The sequence below is a fragment of the Streptomyces sp. NPDC046881 genome, assembly GCF_040645015.1.
Lineage (GTDB): Bacteria > Actinomycetota > Actinomycetes > Streptomycetales > Streptomycetaceae > Streptomyces.
Genome location: NZ_JBEYXJ010000111.1, coordinates 1 through 16656 on the forward strand (window position 1 = coordinate 1; position 16656 = coordinate 16656).

Below are 16656 nucleotides of genomic sequence, written 5' to 3' on the forward strand. Positions count from 1 at the left end.
GACGTCGAGGGCCACTGGTTCGGCAACGACCGCCTGGACTTCCGCCCCGAGAAGTACTGGAAGGAAGGCACCAAGGTCACCGTCGACCTCGACCGGACCGCCCCGAACCCCCGGCAGGTGACCACCCCTGGCCACCGCCGCCCTGACGGCCCGAAGTACCTCCGGAGAGAGGAAAAAACCCTCACATGCAGTGGCAGCGATCAGTGCCGCGCGCCCTCGCGGCAGCGGCTGTTCCCGCCGTCCTCCTGGCTTCCTCGCTGACGCCCGCGTCCGCCGGGGAAGCCACCCCGCGGTCCGCGAGCGAGGCCGTCTTCGTTCTCGACTCGGCCCACGGCACCTTCACCACCGGCAAGCAGGGCCTCACCGGCCACGCCGCCGGGGTCAAGCCGGTCGCCACCTACATCGGCAAGGCGACCGACACCCAACTGCTCACCGCCGGCGGGCAGAAGGTCATCGCCGACGTCACCCTCGCCAACTCCCCGGCGAAGAACGAGCGCGCCGCCTGGGCGGCCTCCTCGCACTTCGTCGACGTGTCCTGGCCGGACCTGGGCGCGGGCCGCTACACGGTGTACCGCGACGGCGTCCGGATCGCGGCCACCACCGGGCACAGCCTCCGCGACACCGGTGTGCGCGCCGGCAGCGAGGTGAACTACCAGATCTCCGGCGAGGCCGGCGGGCTCGGGCACACCTGGGGCCTGACCGCCACCGTACCCACGGCCGACGACACCGCCACGCTCACCAAGACGGCGCAGCAGGTCGAGGCGCGGGCGCGCAGGTACACCAAGACCGCCGTGGTGTGGCGGTCGTTCATCCGCCAGAAGTGGGCCAGCGTGCCCAAGGAGCTGGGCAGCGTCTCCGGCTGCAAGTACACCCGGGGCTTCCAGTACAAGGGTGACAACCGCGGCTTCTCCAGCAAGGTCACCGGTCCCTCCTTCCGGGCCAGCCTGCGCGGTGTCGTCTACTGGACCAAGTCCCCGTACGACCTCTTCCCGGAGACCGGCTGGACGAAGGTCTACCGCAACGGCGTGGAGGTCGACCGGCGCAAGGCGTCCACCAGGGGCATCGACTTCCGCACCCGGACCCGCTTCGACGGCAAGACGCGTGCCGTGCACGGCGAGATCGAGGCGACCGACCCCTTCTGCCCGTCCGGTGGTATCCGCCGTGCCGGCATCGGCGTGTTCTACGACGCCCGCCTCGCCCGCAACGGTGACTTCTACGTCTCGGGCAAGTACCGGCAGGCCCCCGACCACGAGATGTACCTCTACGGCTACACCAGCGGCAACCGGCACTCGACGAAGACCGTGCACCAGTCGAAGATGCGCAGCCTGCTGTGCCTGTCCCAGCCCGCCTGCGAACTGGGCACCATCGGCAACTCGGGCGGCTACTGACCCCCGCCCTCCCGGCCCTCCGGGGCCGGGAGGACAATGATTGCGAAGTGGGTCGCCACCGGGCGATCCACCGTCAAAGGGGGAAGTGATATGACCGTCACTTGGCGCGGCGCCCTCTCCTACGCGCTCACCGTCACCGTCCTTTCGTGGCTGACCGGAGCCGTGGTGGACCTCGCCTGGCAGGCTGTCGGCGGAAGTGTCGGGACCTGGGTGACGACCTGGCTGCGGGACCCGTGGAGCGCGGTCTTCCTCGTGGCGGCGGCGGTCACCCTGACGATGACGCGCCGGCTGACGGATCCGCTGCCCATGTGGCGCGTCCCCCTGATCGACGGTTCCGCCTACCTGGCCGTACTGCTGGTCTGCGCCGGACTGTCCTCCTGGACCGCCGGAGACGAGGCACCGGCCGACTCGGCCTTCGTGGTGGCGATCCTCGCCCTGTTCACCCTCCAGTTGCCCGCCGCATGGCTGCTGAGTGCCTGGCGGGCCCGCCACCTGGAGACCGTCCTCACCCGGGCCGGTGCCGACAGCCCGTCCGCCCGGCTGACCGAGCGATGACGGGCGCGCGGCCGTACACGGCGGCGGCCGGGGTGCTGGCGGCCGGCGTCCTCCTCGCCGGCTGCACCGGCTACAAGCCCGTCGACGACACCGGCGGCGGCGACGCCGGCTCCTCGCTCACCCGCACGCTGAGCGAGCAGGACCGCCCGGCCGCCCCCGACCTGGGCGGGACCACGCTGGACGGCGAGACGGTCCACCTGTCGGACTACCGGGGCGACGTCGTCGTCGTCAGCGCGTGGGGTTCCTGGTGCGGACCGTGCGTCGCCGAGGCCCCCGAACTGAAGAAGTTCCAGCAGAAGTGGCGCCACCGCGGAGTGCGTGTGCTCGGTCTCGACGACGACGCCGAGAGCGGTCGAGGACTGGCCTTCCAGAAGAAGCACCGCCTCGGATTCCCTTCCCTGAGCGATCCGCAGGGACGGCTGGGCCGCCGGCTGCCGCGCGGCCTGGTCAACCCGCAGGCCCTGCCGTACACGGTCGTCGTCGATCCGCGGGGGAGGATCGCCGCGTCCCGCATGGGGGCGGTGACCGAGGCGGAACTGGCGGACGTCGTCACCCCCCTGCTGAGGGCTCCGCGACCGCAGCGGTCCCCGGCGCCCTCCCGTCACTGATCCCTGATCCCGGCCGCACGCCCGTGCACCGGTCCCGGACCGGTGCCGGCGGAACGTGCCGCCGGGTCGGGTCCGGTCGCGGCTCCGGTGCCGTACGGGCGCCGGCGGAACCGGACGCCCCGCCGGGTCCGGCCGAAACTCGGTGGGCGATGTCGGTGGCGGTCCGTACGCTCCCGGTTGATGCCCTCGACACGTGCAACCACCGACCGTTCCGCCGTCCGCACCCTGCTCCGGCTGTGGCCGTACGTCCGCCCGGTCCGCGCCCGGCTGTTCACCGCCGCGTTCGTCGCGGTCGTCGCCTCCTGTACCGGTCTGGTGATCCCGCTCGTCCTGAAGTGGCTGGTGGACGGGCCGGTCGCCGACCGCGACCCGGCCGGGGTGTGGCTCGGCGCGCTGTACCTGCTCCTGCTCGGCTTCGCCGAGGCCATCCTGTTCGGCATACGGCGCTGGCTCGTGGCCCGGCCGCTGTCGCACGTCGAGGCGGAGATGCGGGCGGACCTGTACCGGCGGCTGCAACGGCTGCCGGTCGCCTTCCACGACCGCTGGGCCTCCGGCCAGCTGCTCTCCCGGGGCACGACCGACCTGATGCTGGTGCGCATGTTCCTCGCCTTTCCGCTGACGTTCCTGCTCGTCAACGGCGTCACCATCCTGGTCGGCGTGGTGATCATGCTGATGCAGGACTGGGTGCTGGGCCTGGTCGTCCTCGGGCCCGCGGTCCCCGTGATGTGGACGTGCGTGGTCTTCGAACGGCGGTACGCGCAGGTGGCGCGCCGCGCCCAGGACCAGATCGGCGACCTGACCACGGTGGTCGAGGAGAGCGTGCTCGGCATCCGCGTCATCAAGGGCTTCGGCCGCCACCGCAGCCAGGCCCGTGCCTTCCGCGACCTGTCGGGCCGGCTGCGCGGCACGGAACTGCGCAAGGCCCGGCTGCTGGCCACCATCTGGGGCGTCATCGTGACCCTGCCCGAGGTCGCGATCGGGGCGGCGCTGGTGCTGGGCGCGGTGCGGGTGGCCGACGGGGAGCTGTCCGCGGGCACGCTGGTCGCCTTCCTCAGCACCGCCCTCGCGCTGCGCTGGCCGGTCGACTCGATCGGGTTCCTGCTGGCGATGAGCCAGGAGGCGGCGACCGCGACCGAGCGGTACTTCGAGGTGCGGGACGAGGTGCCGGAGGAGCAGTCGACCGGGGCCGGGCACGCGCGCCCGCGCGCGCAGGGCGTGCGGGGACTCCGGTTCGAGGACGTCTCCTTCCGCTACCCCGACGCACCCCCCGGCTCCCCGCCCCTGCTCGCCCACATCGACCTCCACATCCGTCCCGGTGAGTCCATGGCCCTCGTGGGGGCCACCGGCAGCGGCAAGACGACCCTCACCGCGCTCGTCCCCCGGCTGCACGAGGTCACCTCGGGGCGGATCACCCTCGACGGCGTGGACATCACCGCGATGTCCCGCGAGGAACTGCGCGGGAAGGTCGCCGTCGCCTTCGAGGAGCCCACCCTGTTCTCGGCGAGCGTCGCCGAGAACGTACTCATGGGCGCCCCGGACGGCGCCGGGCGGGAGGAACTCGACCGGGCCCTGGCCATCGCGCAGGCCGACTTCGCGCACGCGCTCCCGCAGGGCACCGACACCCGCGTCGGCGAGCAGGGCCTCAGCCTCTCCGGCGGCCAGCGGCAGCGCCTGGCGCTGGCCCGCGCGGTCGTCGGCCGGCCCGGGTTCCTGGTGCTGGACGACCCGCTGTCCGCCCTGGACGTGCACACGGAGGCCGCCGTGGAGGCCGCGCTGCGCCGGGTCCTCGCCGACACCACCGCCCTGATCGTGGCCCACCGCCCGTCCACGGTGCTGCTCGCCGACCGGGTCGCCCTGCTCTCCGGCGGCCGGATCGCCGCCGTCGGCACCCACCAGGAACTGCTGCGCCACAACGCCGAGTACGCCCACCTGATGTCCGGGGAACAGGAGGACACCCGTTGACCAGTACGACCGCCTCCACCCCCGCCGTCGCGGACGACGACCCCGACCGCCCCCGGGACACCGGCGGCGACCCCTTCGACCGGGACGTCCTGCCCACCCCGCCCGGCGCCACCGCCGCCCTGCTGCGCTCGCTGCTCGCGCCCATGAGGGGCCGGGTCGCCCTCACCACGCTCCTGCTGCTGCTCCAGCAGGCGGCCGTGCAGGCGGGCCCGCTGCTGGTGGCGTACGCCATCGACAGCGCCGTACCGGCGTTCCGGGACGACCGGCACGGCCCGCTGCTCGCGGTCGGCGCCGGCTACCTGCTGTGCGCCCTCGCCTCGGGCGGGCTGCAGTTCGCGTTCATCGAGACCTCCGCGCGGGTCAACCAGGACGTGCTGCTGGACCTGCGGGGCCGGATCTTCCGGCATGCGCAGGCGCTCAGCATCGACTTCCACGAGCGGTACACCTCGGGCCGGCTGATCTCCCGGTCCACCACGGACGTCGAGTCGCTGCGCGAACTCCTCGACGAGGGGCTCCAGGAGCTGGTGACCGTCATCCTGTCCTTCGTCTCCATCTCGGCGATGCTGCTGTGGCTGGACCTCGGGCTCGGCGCGGTCGCGGTGGCGTCGTTCGGGCCGCTGTACCTGCTGGTCCGGCTCTACCGGCGGCGCGCGGGGCGGGTGTTCCAGGCGCGGTCCACGGCGATCGCGGCGGTGATCGTGAAGTTCGTGGAGACGATGAACGGCATCCGCCCGGTGCGCGCCTTCCGCCGGGAGGCCGCCAACGACGCCGAGTTCGCGGTGCTGAACCAGCGGCACGAGCGCACCAACGGGGACGCGCTGCTGGAGATGGCCCGTTACGTGGTCGGCTCCCGGCTGGTGGCCAACACCGCGGTCGCGGCGATCGTGCTGTGGGGCGCCCACCGGGTGGCGTCCGGCTTGCTGGAACTGGGCGTGCTGGCGGCGGCCGTGCTGTACCTGCGCCGGCTGTACGACCCGATCGACCGGCTCGGGATGTTCCTGAACTCCTACCAGTCGGCCGCCGCCTCCCTGGAGAAGATCGCCGGGCTGCTGGCGCAGACGCCGTCCGTTCCGGAGCCGGAGCGGCCGCGTGAACTGCCCCCGCTCAAGGGCGAGTTCCCGGGGCGTGAGGTCGTCTTCGACGGGGTCAGGTTCGGCTACCGCACCGGCGGCGAGGTGCTGCCCCGGTTCGACCTGACCCTGCCCGCCGGGCAGACGGTCGCGGTCGTCGGCTCCACCGGCGCGGGCAAGTCGACCCTGGCCAAGCTGCTCGCCCGCTTCTACGACCCCTCCGACGGGCGCGTGCTGCTGGACGGCGTGGACCTGCGCGAGCTGCCCGTGCCCGAGCTGCGGCGCGGGGTGGTCATGGTGACGCAGGAGGCGTTCCTGTTCTCCGGCACGGTCGCCGACAACATCGCGATCGGCCGGCCCGAGGCCACCCGGGAGGAGATCGAGCAGGCCGCGAAGGCGATCGGCGCGCACGAGTTCATCAGCGCCCTGCCCGACGGCTACGACACCGACGTCCGCAAGCGCGGCGGCCGCATCTCCGCCGGTCAGCGCCAACTGGTCGGCTTCGCCCGGGCGCTGCTCGCCGACCCGGCGGTGCTGATCCTGGACGAGGCGACCAGCTCGCTGGACGTGCCGGGGGAGCGGGCGGTGCAACGGGCGATGGCGACGGTGCTGCGGGGCCGTACCGCGGTGGTGATCGCGCACCGGCTGTCCACGGTGGAGATCGCCGACCGGGTGCTGGTGATGGAGCACGGCCGGATCGTGGAGGACGGCCGCCCGGCGGAACTCGTCGCCGGCACCGGCCGGTTCGCCGGCCTGCATCGGGCCTGGCGGGACAGCCTGGCCTAGGGTCAACGGCATGCCCCAGCCGTCCGTCCCGGGTGCGGTGGATCACGGCACGCCCAGCTCGAACAGCACGTACCCGGCGTACGAGCCGGAGGCCAGGGCCGCGATGCCCAGCAGCGTGCACAGCACGGGCAGGCTCAGCCGGCGCAGGGCGACCGCGAGCGGCAGGAACAGCGGGAAGCAGGGCAGCAGATAGCGGGAGACGTTCGCGAAGATCTGCTGGCTGCCCAGGACCAGGGCGAGCGTCAGCACGGTGTGCACGACCAGCACGGCGGGCGGGCGCAGCCGCAGCAGCAGCGGCAGCAGCGCGAAGGCCAGCAGGACCACGCCGACCCCGACGACGTCCGCGAAGGGGTAGGCGAACAGGTACGTGAAGTGGCCGACCGGCACGGAGGTGAGCACGTCCAGGGTCTGCTCGCCGTAGTCGAAGCTGTGCGCCCAGGCGCCCGACTGGAGCTTGAAGTAGCCGCCCAGGTCGCCCATGCGGTTGCCCACCCACAGCAGGTAGCCGAGCAGCCCCAGCGGGGCCAGGGCCGTGGCGAGCAGCGGACGCAGCGGGCTCTCCTCGCGGCGGCGCAGGGAGAGCAGCGCGGCCACGCCGAGCGCGGCGATCAGCGCGGCGGCCGTGGGCCGGTTGAGCCCGGCCGCGAAGGTGAGCACGCCGGCGGTGAGCCAGCGGCGGGTCAGCACGGCGTGGCAGGCCCACACGGCCAGCGCCACGTACAGCGAGTCGGAGTAGACCGCCCACTCCACGCCCGAGCCCGGCCACACCGCCCACAGCCCGGCCGCCGCGAGCCCGGCCCGCCGGCCGCCGAACCGCTCGGCGACGGCGTGGATGCCGAGGGCGGCGGCGAAGGAGGCCACGATCGAGACCAGCAGCCCGGCGCCGTACGCGCCCAGGCCGGTGACCGCTGAGGTCAGCCGCATCAGCGCCGGGTAGAGCGGGAAGAACGCCGCCGAGTTGCCCTCCAGCGTGATCAGGCCGGTGGCGCCCGGCACCGGGACGAGCTTCGGGTCGTAGCCGTGCAGCGCGATCTGCTGGTACCACCAGCCGTCCCAGGTGGCCAGCACGTCCCAGGCGTGCGCTCCGCCGCCGAACCGGGGGTGCTTGCCGCGGAAGTCGCCGGCGGAGGACAGCAGATACAGGAAGGAGCAGAAACCGGCCAGCTTCAGCGTGCCGAACACGGCGAGGACCGGCCCGTAGCGGCGGGCGGCGGCCCCGAACCGGGAGGCGGGCGCGGGGTCGGGGGTCGCGGTGCGCAGGTCGGGCAGGGTCGCGGTCACGGGCCCACCGGCCCCGGCCGGCGACGGGCCAGGGTGCGCCGCATCCGGAGGATCCCGCGCAGGTCCGCCAGCGCGGTGGCGAGGATGTCGACGCTGCTGTCCGGGTCGTCGACCCAGTCCACCGGCACCTCGTGGATCCGGAGCCCGGCCCGCTCGGCGAGCACCAGCAGCTCGGTGTCGAAGAACCACTCCCCGTCCCGCACCAGCGGCAGCAGCCGCTCGGCGGCCTCCCGCCGGACCGCCTTGAACCCGCACTGCGCGTCGGAGAAGCCGACGGCGAGCGTGCACCGCAGCAGGACGTTGTAACACCGCGATATGACCTCGCGCTTGGGTCCGCGCACCACCCGCGCGCCCGGCGCCAGCCGGGTGCCGATGGCCAGGTCGGAGTGGCCCGAGATGAGCGGGGCGACCAGCGGCAGCAGCGCGGTGAGCCCGGTGGACAGGTCCACGTCGAGGTACGCCAGGACGGGCGCCCGGGACCCCGACCAGGCGGCCCGCAGCGCCCGGCCCCGGCCCTTGCGGGGCAGCCGCAGCGAGGTGACCTCGGTCAGTTCGCCGGCCAGCCGGGCGGCGATGGCCGGGGTGCGGTCGGTGCTCGCGTTGTCGGCGATGGTGATCCGGAACGGGTAGGGGAAGGTGTCCCGCAGATGCGCGTGCAGCCGCCGGACGTTGGGCTCCAGGTCCTTCTCCTCGTTGAACACCGGTACGGCCACGTCCAGGACGGGCTCCTGGCGGTCCGCCGGCAGCGGGGTGCGCAGGGAGGCCGGCGCCAGGGCCGGCGGAGGACTCGGCCGACTCGGTCGGGTGAATATCATGAAGTACCCCGTTTGGTCAGGTTTGTCGGGCGTGCGGAAGGCATGCGGAGGGCGTGGGCGAGAGGGGGGTGGGGACGCGCGGACTAGCCGGTCGCGTCGATCGTCGACGAGGGCTCGCCCGACGGCTCGGCGGGCTCGCTCACCGGCGCCGTGGCCGGCGGGGTCGTGCTGCCCCCCGGGGAGGTGGCCGTGGCCGACGGCGGCCGGCGCGAGGCGGTGGCGGTGCTTCCGGGGGTCGCCGTCGCCGGCGGGACGGAAGGCGACCAGGAGTGGGTCGGCGTCGAGGAGCCCGTCGTCGCCGAGGACGTCGTGGACGGCGGCGCGCTCGGCGACTCGGTGGACGACGGCGACGGCGGAGTGCTCGGCGTGGGCGTCGGGCTGATCATGGGCCGCGGGTGCGGTGCCGTGGGCCGGTCGTCGGTGTGGCCGTGGGGCCACAGGAACAGCCCCAGACCGAGCCCGGCCACCGCCAGCACCGAGCCGGCCGCCCGGCGCGCCGTGCGCACCCGGCGCCGGGCCCGCACGCCGGCGCGCAGCGCCTCCCGGTGCCGGGCCTCGAAGGGCGTGGGCTGCTGGGCCCGGTGCATGAGCTGCGCCAGCTGCCGCTCGAAGAGGTCGGAACCGTCCGTCCCGCCCCCGTGGCCGGCGCCGGGCGCCGCGTGCGGCCGGTCCGTTCCGCCCGGCCCGGCCGGCGGCTCCGTACGGCGCGTCCGGTCCATACGGCGCGTCCGGTCCATACGGCGCGTCTGGTCCATGCGGTCCATCCGGTCCCCGCGGTCCATGTCGTCCGTGCCATCCGTGTGATCCCTGCGGTCCATGGGCTCTCCCTCACCCCACCGGCTCGATGACGTCGGACAGGAGCCGGCGCAGCCGGGCCACCCCGCGCGCGGCATGGGACCGGGCGGTGCCCACCGGGCAGCCCAGGGTCTCCGCGACCTGCCGGTCGGGCAGGTCCTGGTAGTAGCGCAGGACCACGGCGGCCCGCTGCTGCGGCGTCAGCTGCGCGAGCGCCGCCTCCAGCCGGGAGCGCTCGGCCACGGTCGCCGACACGTCACCGGCCGCCGCCACCTCGGGCAGCTGCTCCACGGGCCGCTCACCCCACCAGCGCCGCCGCGCCGAGCGGGCCGCGGCCCGTGCCAGCACCTTGCGCACATAGGCCTCCGGCGCCTCGTCGGCGACCCTCGGCCAGACGAACCACAGCTTGACCAAGGACTCCTGCAACAGGTCCTCGGCGCGGTGCCGGTCCCCTCCGGTGAGCAGACGGGCGAGATGGAACAACACCGACCAGCGGGCCGCCACGAACGCGTCGTACTCACCGGCCCTGGTCTGCTCCATCCCCACGGTCCCCGTTCTCGCCGGCTCTTCCTCCACCAGGGGAAAGGCCCTGGACCCCGGCCGGTGCTGCACCCGAGGAGCGTGATCCGCGTCACGCCCGGGTGCCGGGCGGCTCAGGCGACCCGCAGCAGCAGCACCGCCCGGGCCGGCACCGTGATCTCCACCCCCGCCGGGTGGACCGTACCGGGCGCCTGCGCCTGTTCCTCCACCGAGGTGTCCACGACCACCTCGTACCGCTCCGCCCAGGGCGGCCCGGGCAGCACGAAGCCGGTGGGCCGGTCGCCGGCGTGCAGCACCGCGAGGAAGCTGTCGTCCACCACCGGCGCGCCCCGCTCGTCCCGGCCCGGGATGTCCCGCCCGGACAGGTACATGCCGAGCGTGGCGGCGGGCGCGTACCAGTCGGCCTCGGTCATCTCCGCGCCCCGCGAGGTGAACCACGCCAGGTCCCGCAGCCCGTCCGCGGTCTGGGCACGGCCGGAGAAGAAGGCCCGCCGGCGCAGCACCGGGTGCCGGTGGCGCAGCGCGATCAGCCGGGAGGTCAGGTCGAACAGGGCCCGCCAGCCGGGCTCCCGGAGCAGCGACCAGTCCACCCAGCCGATCTCGTTGTCCTGGCAGTAGGCGTTGTTGTTGCCGCGCTGGGTGCGGCCGAGTTCGTCGCCCGCGACCAGCATGGGCACGCCGGTGGACAGCAGCAGGGTGGTCAGCAGGTTCCGCAGCTGCCGGCGCCGCAGCGCACGCACCCGCGCGTCGTCGGTCTCGCCCTCGGTGCCGCAGTTCCAGGAGCGGTTGTCGTCGGTGCCGTCGCGGTTGTTCTCGCCGTTGGCCTCGTTGTGCTTGGTCCCGTACGACACCAGGTCGCGCAGGGTGAAACCGTCGTGCGCGGTGACGAAGTTGACGGAGGCGTAGGGGCGCCGGCCGCCCCAGGCGTACAGGTCGCTGGAGCCGGAGAGGCGGTAGCCCATCTCGCGCACGTCGGGCAGGGCGTGCCGCCAGAAGTCCCGGACGGCGTTGCGGTAGCGGTCGTTCCACTCGGTCCACAGCGGCGGGAACGCGCCCACCTGGTAGCCGCCGGAACCGATGTCCCACGGCTCGGCGATCAGCTTCACCCGGCGCAGCACCGGGTCCTGCGCGATGACCGCGAGGAACGGGGAGAGCATGTCGACGTCGTGCATCGAGCGGGCCAGCGCCGCCGCGAGGTCGAAGCGGAAGCCGTCCACGCCCATCTCGGTGACCCAGTAGCGCAGCGAGTCGGTGATCAGGCGCAGCACCTGCGGCTGGACCACGTGCAGCGTGTTGCCGCAGCCGGTGTAGTCGGCGTACCGGCGGGCGTCGTCCTGGAGCCGGTAGTAGCCGCGGTTGTCGATGCCCTTCAGCGACAGCGTCGGCCCCAGCTCGCCGGCCTCCGCGGTGTGGTTGTAGACCACGTCGAGGATCACCTCGATGCCGGCCGCGTGCAGCGCGCGCACCATCCGCTTGAACTCGCCGACCTGCTGTCCGGTCGTGCCGGAGGCCGCGTAGGCCGCGTGCGGGGCGAAGTAGCCGATGGAGTTGTAGCCCCAGTAGTTCTTCAGGCCCCGGCGCAGCAGGTGGTCCTCGTGCGCGAACTGGTGCACGGGCAGCAGCTCGACGGCCGTGACGCCCAGCTTCACCAGGTGCTCGACGGCCGCCGGGTGCGCGAGGCCCGCGTAGGTGCCGCGCAGTTCCTCGGGGATGCCGGGGTGCAGCCTGGTGAACCCCCGGACGTGCAGCTCGTAGATGACCGAGTCGGCCCAGGGCGTCTTGGGGCGGCGGTCGTCGGACCAGTCGTCGTCGTCGTGGACGACGACGCCCTTCGGGACGTACGGCGCGGAGTCCCGTTCGTCGCGCACGGTGTCGGCGACCGACTGGTCCGGCCAGTCCCGGACGTGTCCGTACACCTCCGGCGGCAGGCCGAACTCGCCGTCCACGGCCCGGGCGTACGGGTCGAGCAGCAGCTTCGCCGGGTTCCAGCGGGCGCCGGTCCACGGGTCCCAGCGGCCGTCGACCCGGTAGCCGTACCGCTGGCCGGGCATCACGCCCGGCACGAAGCCGTGCCAGATCTCGTGCGTCAGTTCGGTCAGCGGAATGCGCGTCTCCCGGCCCTGTTCGTCGAACAGGCTGACCCGGACCGCCTCCGCGCCGGCCGCCCACAGCGCGAAGTTGGTGCCGGCGACCCCGTCCGGGCCGACCCGGAACCGGGCGCCCAGCGGGGTCGGCGCACCCGGCCACACGGCCGGGACGGGCGGTACGGCCCGCCGGGCGCCGTTCACCGCCGCCGGTTGCCCGCTCCCGGCGGCCGGCTCCCCGGCCGGCGCCCGCTGCTCGGCTGCGCTCGTCACTGTCGGCCCCTCTTCTCGGTGGGCACGCCCGAGGGGCGCGTCCGGCCGTGCCGAGCGGCCGGGGGAGCGTTCGGCACCCCCCGGCCGCCCGGTACGACTGCGCCCCGACGGCTCCGAGGCGGGCGCGGCGGCTCCCCGACGTGTCGTCCTTGCCTCTGTTCTGCCCAGCGCGTGGCTCGCACTCACGTTTCCCCGGAGCGTGCCCCGTCGTTGAGCCTCGCGTGAGGCACGTAACAGGACGCGCACGGCGCGTGGGGGCCGCGCTGGCCGCCGCACTGACATGGGCGGGGCTGCTCGCGGGCTGCTCCGCGGACGGCTCGGGCCCGCTGGGCATGGGCGGGGCACTGGGCGAGCCGCCGCCCCCCGAGGACGTCATCCGGGTGACACCGAACGACGGCAGCAAGGCCGTACGCCCCGACGACCGGCTGCGCGTACGGGTGCCCGGCGGGCGCCTGGAGAAGGTGACCGTGGTCAGGTCCCAGGACGCGCGGGACACGCCGGTCCCGGGGCGGGTCGGCGCGGACGGGCTGACCTGGACGCCGGACGAGGACCGGCTGGCGCTGGCTGCCAAGTACACCGTCGACGTGGTCGCGCTGGACTCGCACGGCCGCCGCGCGGCCCGCCACACCACCTTCACCACCTACGTCCCCGACCGGCGGTTCATCGCCTACGTCACCCCGGAGAACCGCGCCACCGTCGGCACCGGCATGATCGTTTCGCTCTCCTTCAGCCAGGAGATCACCGACCGCGTCGCCGTCGAACGCGCCGTCCGGGTGAGCGCGCGGCCCCCGGTCGAGATCCGCCCGCACTGGTTCGGCAAGGGCCGCCTGGACTTCCGTCCCGAGCACTACTGGAAGCCGGGCACCGAGGTCACCGTCGACCTGGGCCTGCGGGACGTCGAGGGCGCCCGCGGGATCTACGGCCTGCAGGACAAGACCGTGTCCTTCACCGTCGGCCGCAGCCAGGTCTCCCTGGTCGACGCGGCCGAGCACACCATGGACGTACGGCGCGACGGGCAGCTCCTGGCCACCGTCCCCATCACCGCGGGCGCCCCCAAGCACCCGACCTACAACGGGAAGATGGTGGTGATGGACATGCTGGAGGTCACCCGCATGAACAGCCAGACGGTCGGCCTCGGCGCCGAGTACGACATCGCCGACGTCCCGCACGCCATGCGGCTCACCGAAACCGGCACCTTCCTGCACGGCAACTACTGGGCCACGGACGCCCCCGGCCGGGTCAACGTCAGCCACGGCTGCGTGGGCCTCGTGGACGTCAAGGGCGGCAGCTCGGACACACCGGCCGGCTGGTTCTTCGACCGCAGCCTGATCGGGGATGTGGTCGAAGTCGTGAACAGCAAGGACAAAACGGTTGCACCCGACAACGGCCTCGGGGGATGGAACATGGGCTGGAAGGAGTGGAAAGCGGGCAGCGCGGAGAAGTAACCAGGTAAGGGGCGGGGGTGCCGGTGTGGGTGCCGGGCGGAAGTTGCGACGGAACGGTGACATTCGCCTGACACCCAGCTCAAAACCTGGCAGTTAATATGCGCGCACAACGTGGTGGGGAGCGGGCCTGATCAGGGGCCCGGCGAGGGGAGAACAACTTGAACATGCGGCCTGTAGCGGGGGCGTCGGCTCGGGGGCGGCGAGGCCGTAGGGGACTGGCAGTCATAGCCGGCGCCCTGGTGCTGTCGCTCACCGCGTGCGGCGGGGGTGGCGGATCGGGGTCCGGTTCCGGGGAGGGCAAGGGCAAGGGCGGCGGCCAGAAGGGCGGGCAGTCCACGGCCGCGGTCAGCATCGCGCCCAAGTCCGGTGCCACCGGCGTCGACACCAGCGGCGCGCTGAAGGTCAGCGTCGCCCAGGGCAAGCTGACCGAGGTCACCGTCAAGGACGAGAAGGGCACGAAGGTCGAGGGCGCCCTCACCGGGGGCGGTTCCTCCTGGACGCCGTCGTCGCACCTGGCGGCGGCCACCAAGTACACCGTGCACGCGGTGGCGAAGGACGCCGAGGGCCGCGAGGCCGCCGAGGACGCCACCTTCACCACGCTCACCCCGAAGAACACCTTCGTCGGCTACTTCACCCCCGAGGACGGTTCCACCGTCGGCGTCGGCATGCCGTTCTCCATACGCTTCACCCGGGGCATCACCAGCCCCGAGGCGGTCGAGAAGGCCGTCAGGATCAGGACCGAGCCGGCCGTCGACGTCGAGGGCCACTGGTTCGGCAACGACCGCCTGGACTTCCGCCCCGAGAAGTACTGGAAGGAAGGCACCAAGGTCACCGTCGACCTCGACCTGGACGGCGTCGAGGGCCGTGACGGCGTCTACGGCAAGCAGCGCAAGACCGTGAAGTTCACCATCGGCCGCAACCAGGTCTCCGTCGTGGACGCCAAGAAGCACACGATGAAGGTCACCCAGGACGGCAAGGTCGTCAAAACCCTCCCGGTCACCACCGGCAAGCCCGGCTACGAGACCTGGAACGGCCAGATGGTCATGAGCGAGAAGCTCGCCGTCACCCGGATGAACGGCGAGACGGTCGGCTACGGCGGCGAGTACGACATCAAGGACGTCCCGCACGCCATCCGCCTCACCACCTCCGGCACCTTCATCCACGGCAACTACTGGGGCGGCGACGCCTTCGGCAACTACAACGCCAGCCACGGCTGCGTGGGCCTGCGCGACGTCCGCGGCGGCTACGACGGCGCCGTCCCGGCCGCCTGGTTCTTCGACCACTCGATGATCGGCGACGTGGTGGTCGTCAAGAACTCCCACGACGCCACGGTGGCCCCGGACAACGGCCTCAACGGCTGGAACATGTCGTGGGACGCCTGGAAGAAGTGACCCCCGGCTGACGAGCGGGCCCGGTGCTGTGAGGAACGGCACCGGGCCCACTGTCGTTAGTGGCCGTTAACCTGACCTGCATGACCGTCACTCTGGAAGTCGCCGAAGGCGTCGGCACCCTGCGTCTGGACCGGCCGCCGATGAACGCGCTGGACATCGCCACCCAGGACCGGCTGAAGGAACTCGCCGAGGAGGCCACGCACCGCGACGACGTGCGCGCCGTGGTGATCTACGGCGGCGAGCGGGTGTTCGCGGCGGGCGCGGACATCAAGGAGATGCAGAACATGGACCATCCCGCGATGGTCCGGCGCTCCCGTGGCCTGCAGGACGCCTTCACCGCCGTGGCCCGCATCCCCAAGCCGGTCGTCGCCGCCGTCACCGGCTACGCGCTCGGCGGCGGCTGCGAGCTGGCCCTGTGCGCCGACTACCGCATCGCCGCCGACAACGCCAAGCTCGGCCAGCCCGAGATCCTGCTGGGGCTGATCCCGGGCGCCGGCGGCACCCAGCGGCTGCCTCGGCTGATCGGTCCCTCCAAGGCCAAGGACCTGATCTTCACCGGCCGGCAGGTCAAGGCCGACGAGGCCCTCGCCATCGGCCTGGTGGACCGGGTCGTCCCGGCCGCCGAGGTGTACGAGCAGGCGCACGCCTGGGCCGCGAGGCTCGCCCAGGGCCCGGCGCTCGCGCTGCGCGCGGCCAAGGAGTCGGTCGACACCGGTCTGGAGGCCGACATCGACACCGGGCTCGCCGTCGAACGCAACTGGTTCGCGGGTCTGTTCGCGACCGAGGACCGCGAGCGGGGCATGCGCAGCTTCGTGGAGGAGGGGCCGGGCAAGGCCAAGTTCGTCTGACCGTCAACGGCGCGCACACCCCGCCGACTCCCGCCGGGCGGCGGTCAGTTGACGCGTCGTCCCCCACGGGTCCCTCGATGGGGCGGTTTATGGAAGCCTTAAGGCAACCTTAAGCCTGCCTTGTCGAGGGAGCCTGGCGCTTGCCCGGAAGCGAGCCGTCCGCGCAGGTCAACCGGGCTGCGTCGAACACCGTCATGCCGACGGCATATGCCGAGCGACGAGCGCGGAAGGGGGGCGTGCGGGGGGCGTATTCCTCCGGAACGGCCCCCAAGCCGGCTGCGGACGGCCATCATGGGGGCATGGCGGGGCTGGAGGGCATCGAACAGCCGCGGGGACACAGCCGTGCAGCCGCGGCGCGCTGGTCGCCGGCGGTCGAGGACGAACAGGCGCTCAAGGCGATCGAACTGTTCGGCAACCCGACGGAGGCGGAGGTACCGCTGCCGTCCCGCCCCGAATCCGCCGCCACCGCCCGCCGGCTCGCCCAGGTCGTCGTCCTGCGCACCTGGCGGCTCAGCCCCAAGCTGGCGGAGGACGCGGTCCTGCTCGTGTCGGAACTGGTCGGCAACGCCGTGCGGCACACCGGCGCCCGGGTCTTCGGCCTGCGGATGCGCCGCCGCACCGGCTGGATCCGGGTGGAGGTCCGCGACCCCTCGCGCGGGCTGCCCTGCCTGATGCCGGTCCAGGAACTCGACGTCAGCGGACGCGGGCTGTTCCTGGTGGACAAGCTCTCCGACCGCTGGGGCGTCGACCTGCTGCCGCGCGGCAAGACGACCTGGTTCGAGATGCGGGTCGCGGACCGGTAGCCGGATCCGGGC

General features: G+C 73.1%; 14 protein-coding genes and 1 pseudogene. 10 read left to right on the forward strand and 5 right to left on the reverse strand.

The window, feature by feature from the left end; all coding sequences use genetic code 11:
- The 6 genes from ABZ923_RS34185 to ABZ923_RS34210 all read left to right on the forward strand — a co-directional run.
- The coding region (locus ABZ923_RS34185) for an Ig-like domain-containing protein (protein ID WP_361479833.1) at positions 1-261 on the forward strand (261 nt) is incomplete at its 5' end.
- Complete coding sequence (locus tag ABZ923_RS34190; protein WP_361479836.1) at positions 186-1388, forward strand: hypothetical protein; 1203 nt, start codon at positions 186-188, stop codon at positions 1386-1388. The genes ABZ923_RS34185 and ABZ923_RS34190, both read left to right, overlap by 76 nt.
- A gap of 90 nt (positions 1389-1478) precedes the next feature.
- A complete protein-coding gene (locus ABZ923_RS34195; protein WP_361479839.1) occupies positions 1479-1943 on the forward strand; it encodes a hypothetical protein in 465 nt (154 codons plus the stop codon).
- Positions 1940-2551, forward strand: coding sequence for a TlpA disulfide reductase family protein (locus tag ABZ923_RS34200; RefSeq protein ID WP_361479842.1), 612 nt, complete (start codon positions 1940-1942; stop codon positions 2549-2551). The genes ABZ923_RS34195 and ABZ923_RS34200 overlap by 4 nt, the downstream gene beginning before the upstream one ends.
- 180 nt (positions 2552-2731) lie before the next feature.
- Positions 2732-4513 (forward strand): ABC transporter ATP-binding protein, encoded by a 1782-nt coding sequence (locus ABZ923_RS34205; RefSeq protein ID WP_361479845.1) that lies wholly within the window; start codon positions 2732-2734, stop codon positions 4511-4513.
- Positions 4510-6369 (forward strand): ABC transporter ATP-binding protein, encoded by a 1860-nt coding sequence (locus ABZ923_RS34210; RefSeq protein ID WP_361479848.1) that lies wholly within the window; start codon positions 4510-4512, stop codon positions 6367-6369. The genes ABZ923_RS34205 and ABZ923_RS34210 overlap by 4 nt, the downstream gene beginning before the upstream one ends.
- Positions 6370-6411: 42 nt before the next feature.
- Here ABZ923_RS34210 and ABZ923_RS34215 read toward each other — a convergent pair whose 3' ends face one another.
- From ABZ923_RS34215 to glgX, 5 genes and pseudogenes are all read right to left on the reverse strand, one after another.
- Positions 6412-7629: a hypothetical protein gene (locus ABZ923_RS34215; RefSeq protein ID WP_361479897.1), complete on the reverse strand. Its 1218-nt coding sequence runs from the start codon at positions 7627-7629 to the stop codon at positions 6412-6414.
- 47 nt (positions 7630-7676) lie between these two features.
- Positions 7677-8465, reverse strand: a pseudogene (locus ABZ923_RS34220) (dolichyl-phosphate beta-glucosyltransferase); the annotation flags it as partial.
- An 83-nt stretch (positions 8466-8548) separates the two neighbouring features.
- Complete coding sequence (locus ABZ923_RS34225; RefSeq protein WP_361479851.1) at positions 8549-9283, reverse strand: hypothetical protein; 735 nt, start codon at positions 9281-9283, stop codon at positions 8549-8551.
- Between the two features lie 10 nt (positions 9284-9293).
- Entirely contained in the window at positions 9294-9800 is a 507-nt protein-coding gene (locus ABZ923_RS34230; protein WP_361479854.1) for a SigE family RNA polymerase sigma factor, read from the reverse strand.
- 113 nt (positions 9801-9913) lie between these two features.
- On the reverse strand, positions 9914-12157 hold the full coding sequence (gene glgX, locus ABZ923_RS34235; protein WP_361479856.1) for a glycogen debranching protein GlgX: 2244 nt from the start codon (positions 12155-12157) through the stop codon (positions 9914-9916).
- A 221-nt stretch (positions 12158-12378) separates the two neighbouring features.
- Here glgX and ABZ923_RS34240 point away from each other — a divergent pair, with 221 nt between their 5' ends.
- The 4 genes from ABZ923_RS34240 (at position 12379) to ABZ923_RS34255 (ending at position 16644) form a co-directional block, all read left to right on the forward strand.
- Positions 12379-13602 (forward strand): Ig-like domain-containing protein, encoded by a 1224-nt coding sequence (locus ABZ923_RS34240; RefSeq protein WP_361479859.1) that lies wholly within the window; start codon positions 12379-12381, stop codon positions 13600-13602.
- 164 nt (positions 13603-13766) lie between these two features.
- Positions 13767-14993 carry an Ig-like domain-containing protein gene (locus ABZ923_RS34245; RefSeq protein ID WP_361479862.1) on the forward strand — a complete coding sequence of 409 codons (1227 nt, stop codon included), beginning with the start codon at positions 13767-13769 and terminating at the stop codon, positions 14991-14993.
- Between the two features lie 80 nt (positions 14994-15073).
- Positions 15074-15841: an enoyl-CoA hydratase-related protein gene (locus ABZ923_RS34250; RefSeq protein ID WP_361479865.1), complete on the forward strand. Its 768-nt coding sequence runs from the start codon at positions 15074-15076 to the stop codon at positions 15839-15841.
- Positions 15842-16140: 299 nt separating this feature from the next.
- Entirely contained in the window at positions 16141-16644 is a 504-nt protein-coding gene (locus tag ABZ923_RS34255; RefSeq protein WP_053711786.1) for an ATP-binding protein, read from the forward strand.
- Positions 16645-16656: the final 12 nt, after the last annotated feature.

Excerpts from the sequence above, each read along its gene's own strand:
- ABZ923_RS34190 (WP_361479836.1), top strand. The coding sequence starts at position 186 with ATGCAGTGGCAGCGATCAGTGCCGCGCGCCCTCGCGGCAGCGGCTGTT.
- ABZ923_RS34195 (WP_361479839.1), top strand. The coding sequence starts at position 1,479 with ATGACCGTCACTTGGCGCGGCGCCCTCTCCTACGCGCTCACCGTCACC.
- ABZ923_RS34200 (WP_361479842.1), top strand. The coding sequence starts at position 1,940 with ATGACGGGCGCGCGGCCGTACACGGCGGCGGCCGGGGTGCTGGCGGCC.
- ABZ923_RS34205 (WP_361479845.1), top strand. The coding sequence starts at position 2,732 with ATGCCCTCGACACGTGCAACCACCGACCGTTCCGCCGTCCGCACCCTG.
- ABZ923_RS34225 (WP_361479851.1), bottom strand. The coding sequence starts at position 9,283 with ATGGACCGCAGGGATCACACGGATGGCACGGACGACATGGACCGCGGG.
- ABZ923_RS34230 (WP_361479854.1), bottom strand. The coding sequence starts at position 9,800 with ATGGAGCAGACCAGGGCCGGTGAGTACGACGCGTTCGTGGCGGCCCGC.
- ABZ923_RS34245 (WP_361479862.1), top strand. The coding sequence starts at position 13,767 with ATGCGGCCTGTAGCGGGGGCGTCGGCTCGGGGGCGGCGAGGCCGTAGG.
- ABZ923_RS34250 (WP_361479865.1), top strand. The coding sequence starts at position 15,074 with ATGACCGTCACTCTGGAAGTCGCCGAAGGCGTCGGCACCCTGCGTCTG.
- ABZ923_RS34255 (WP_053711786.1), top strand. The coding sequence starts at position 16,141 with ATGGCGGGGCTGGAGGGCATCGAACAGCCGCGGGGACACAGCCGTGCA.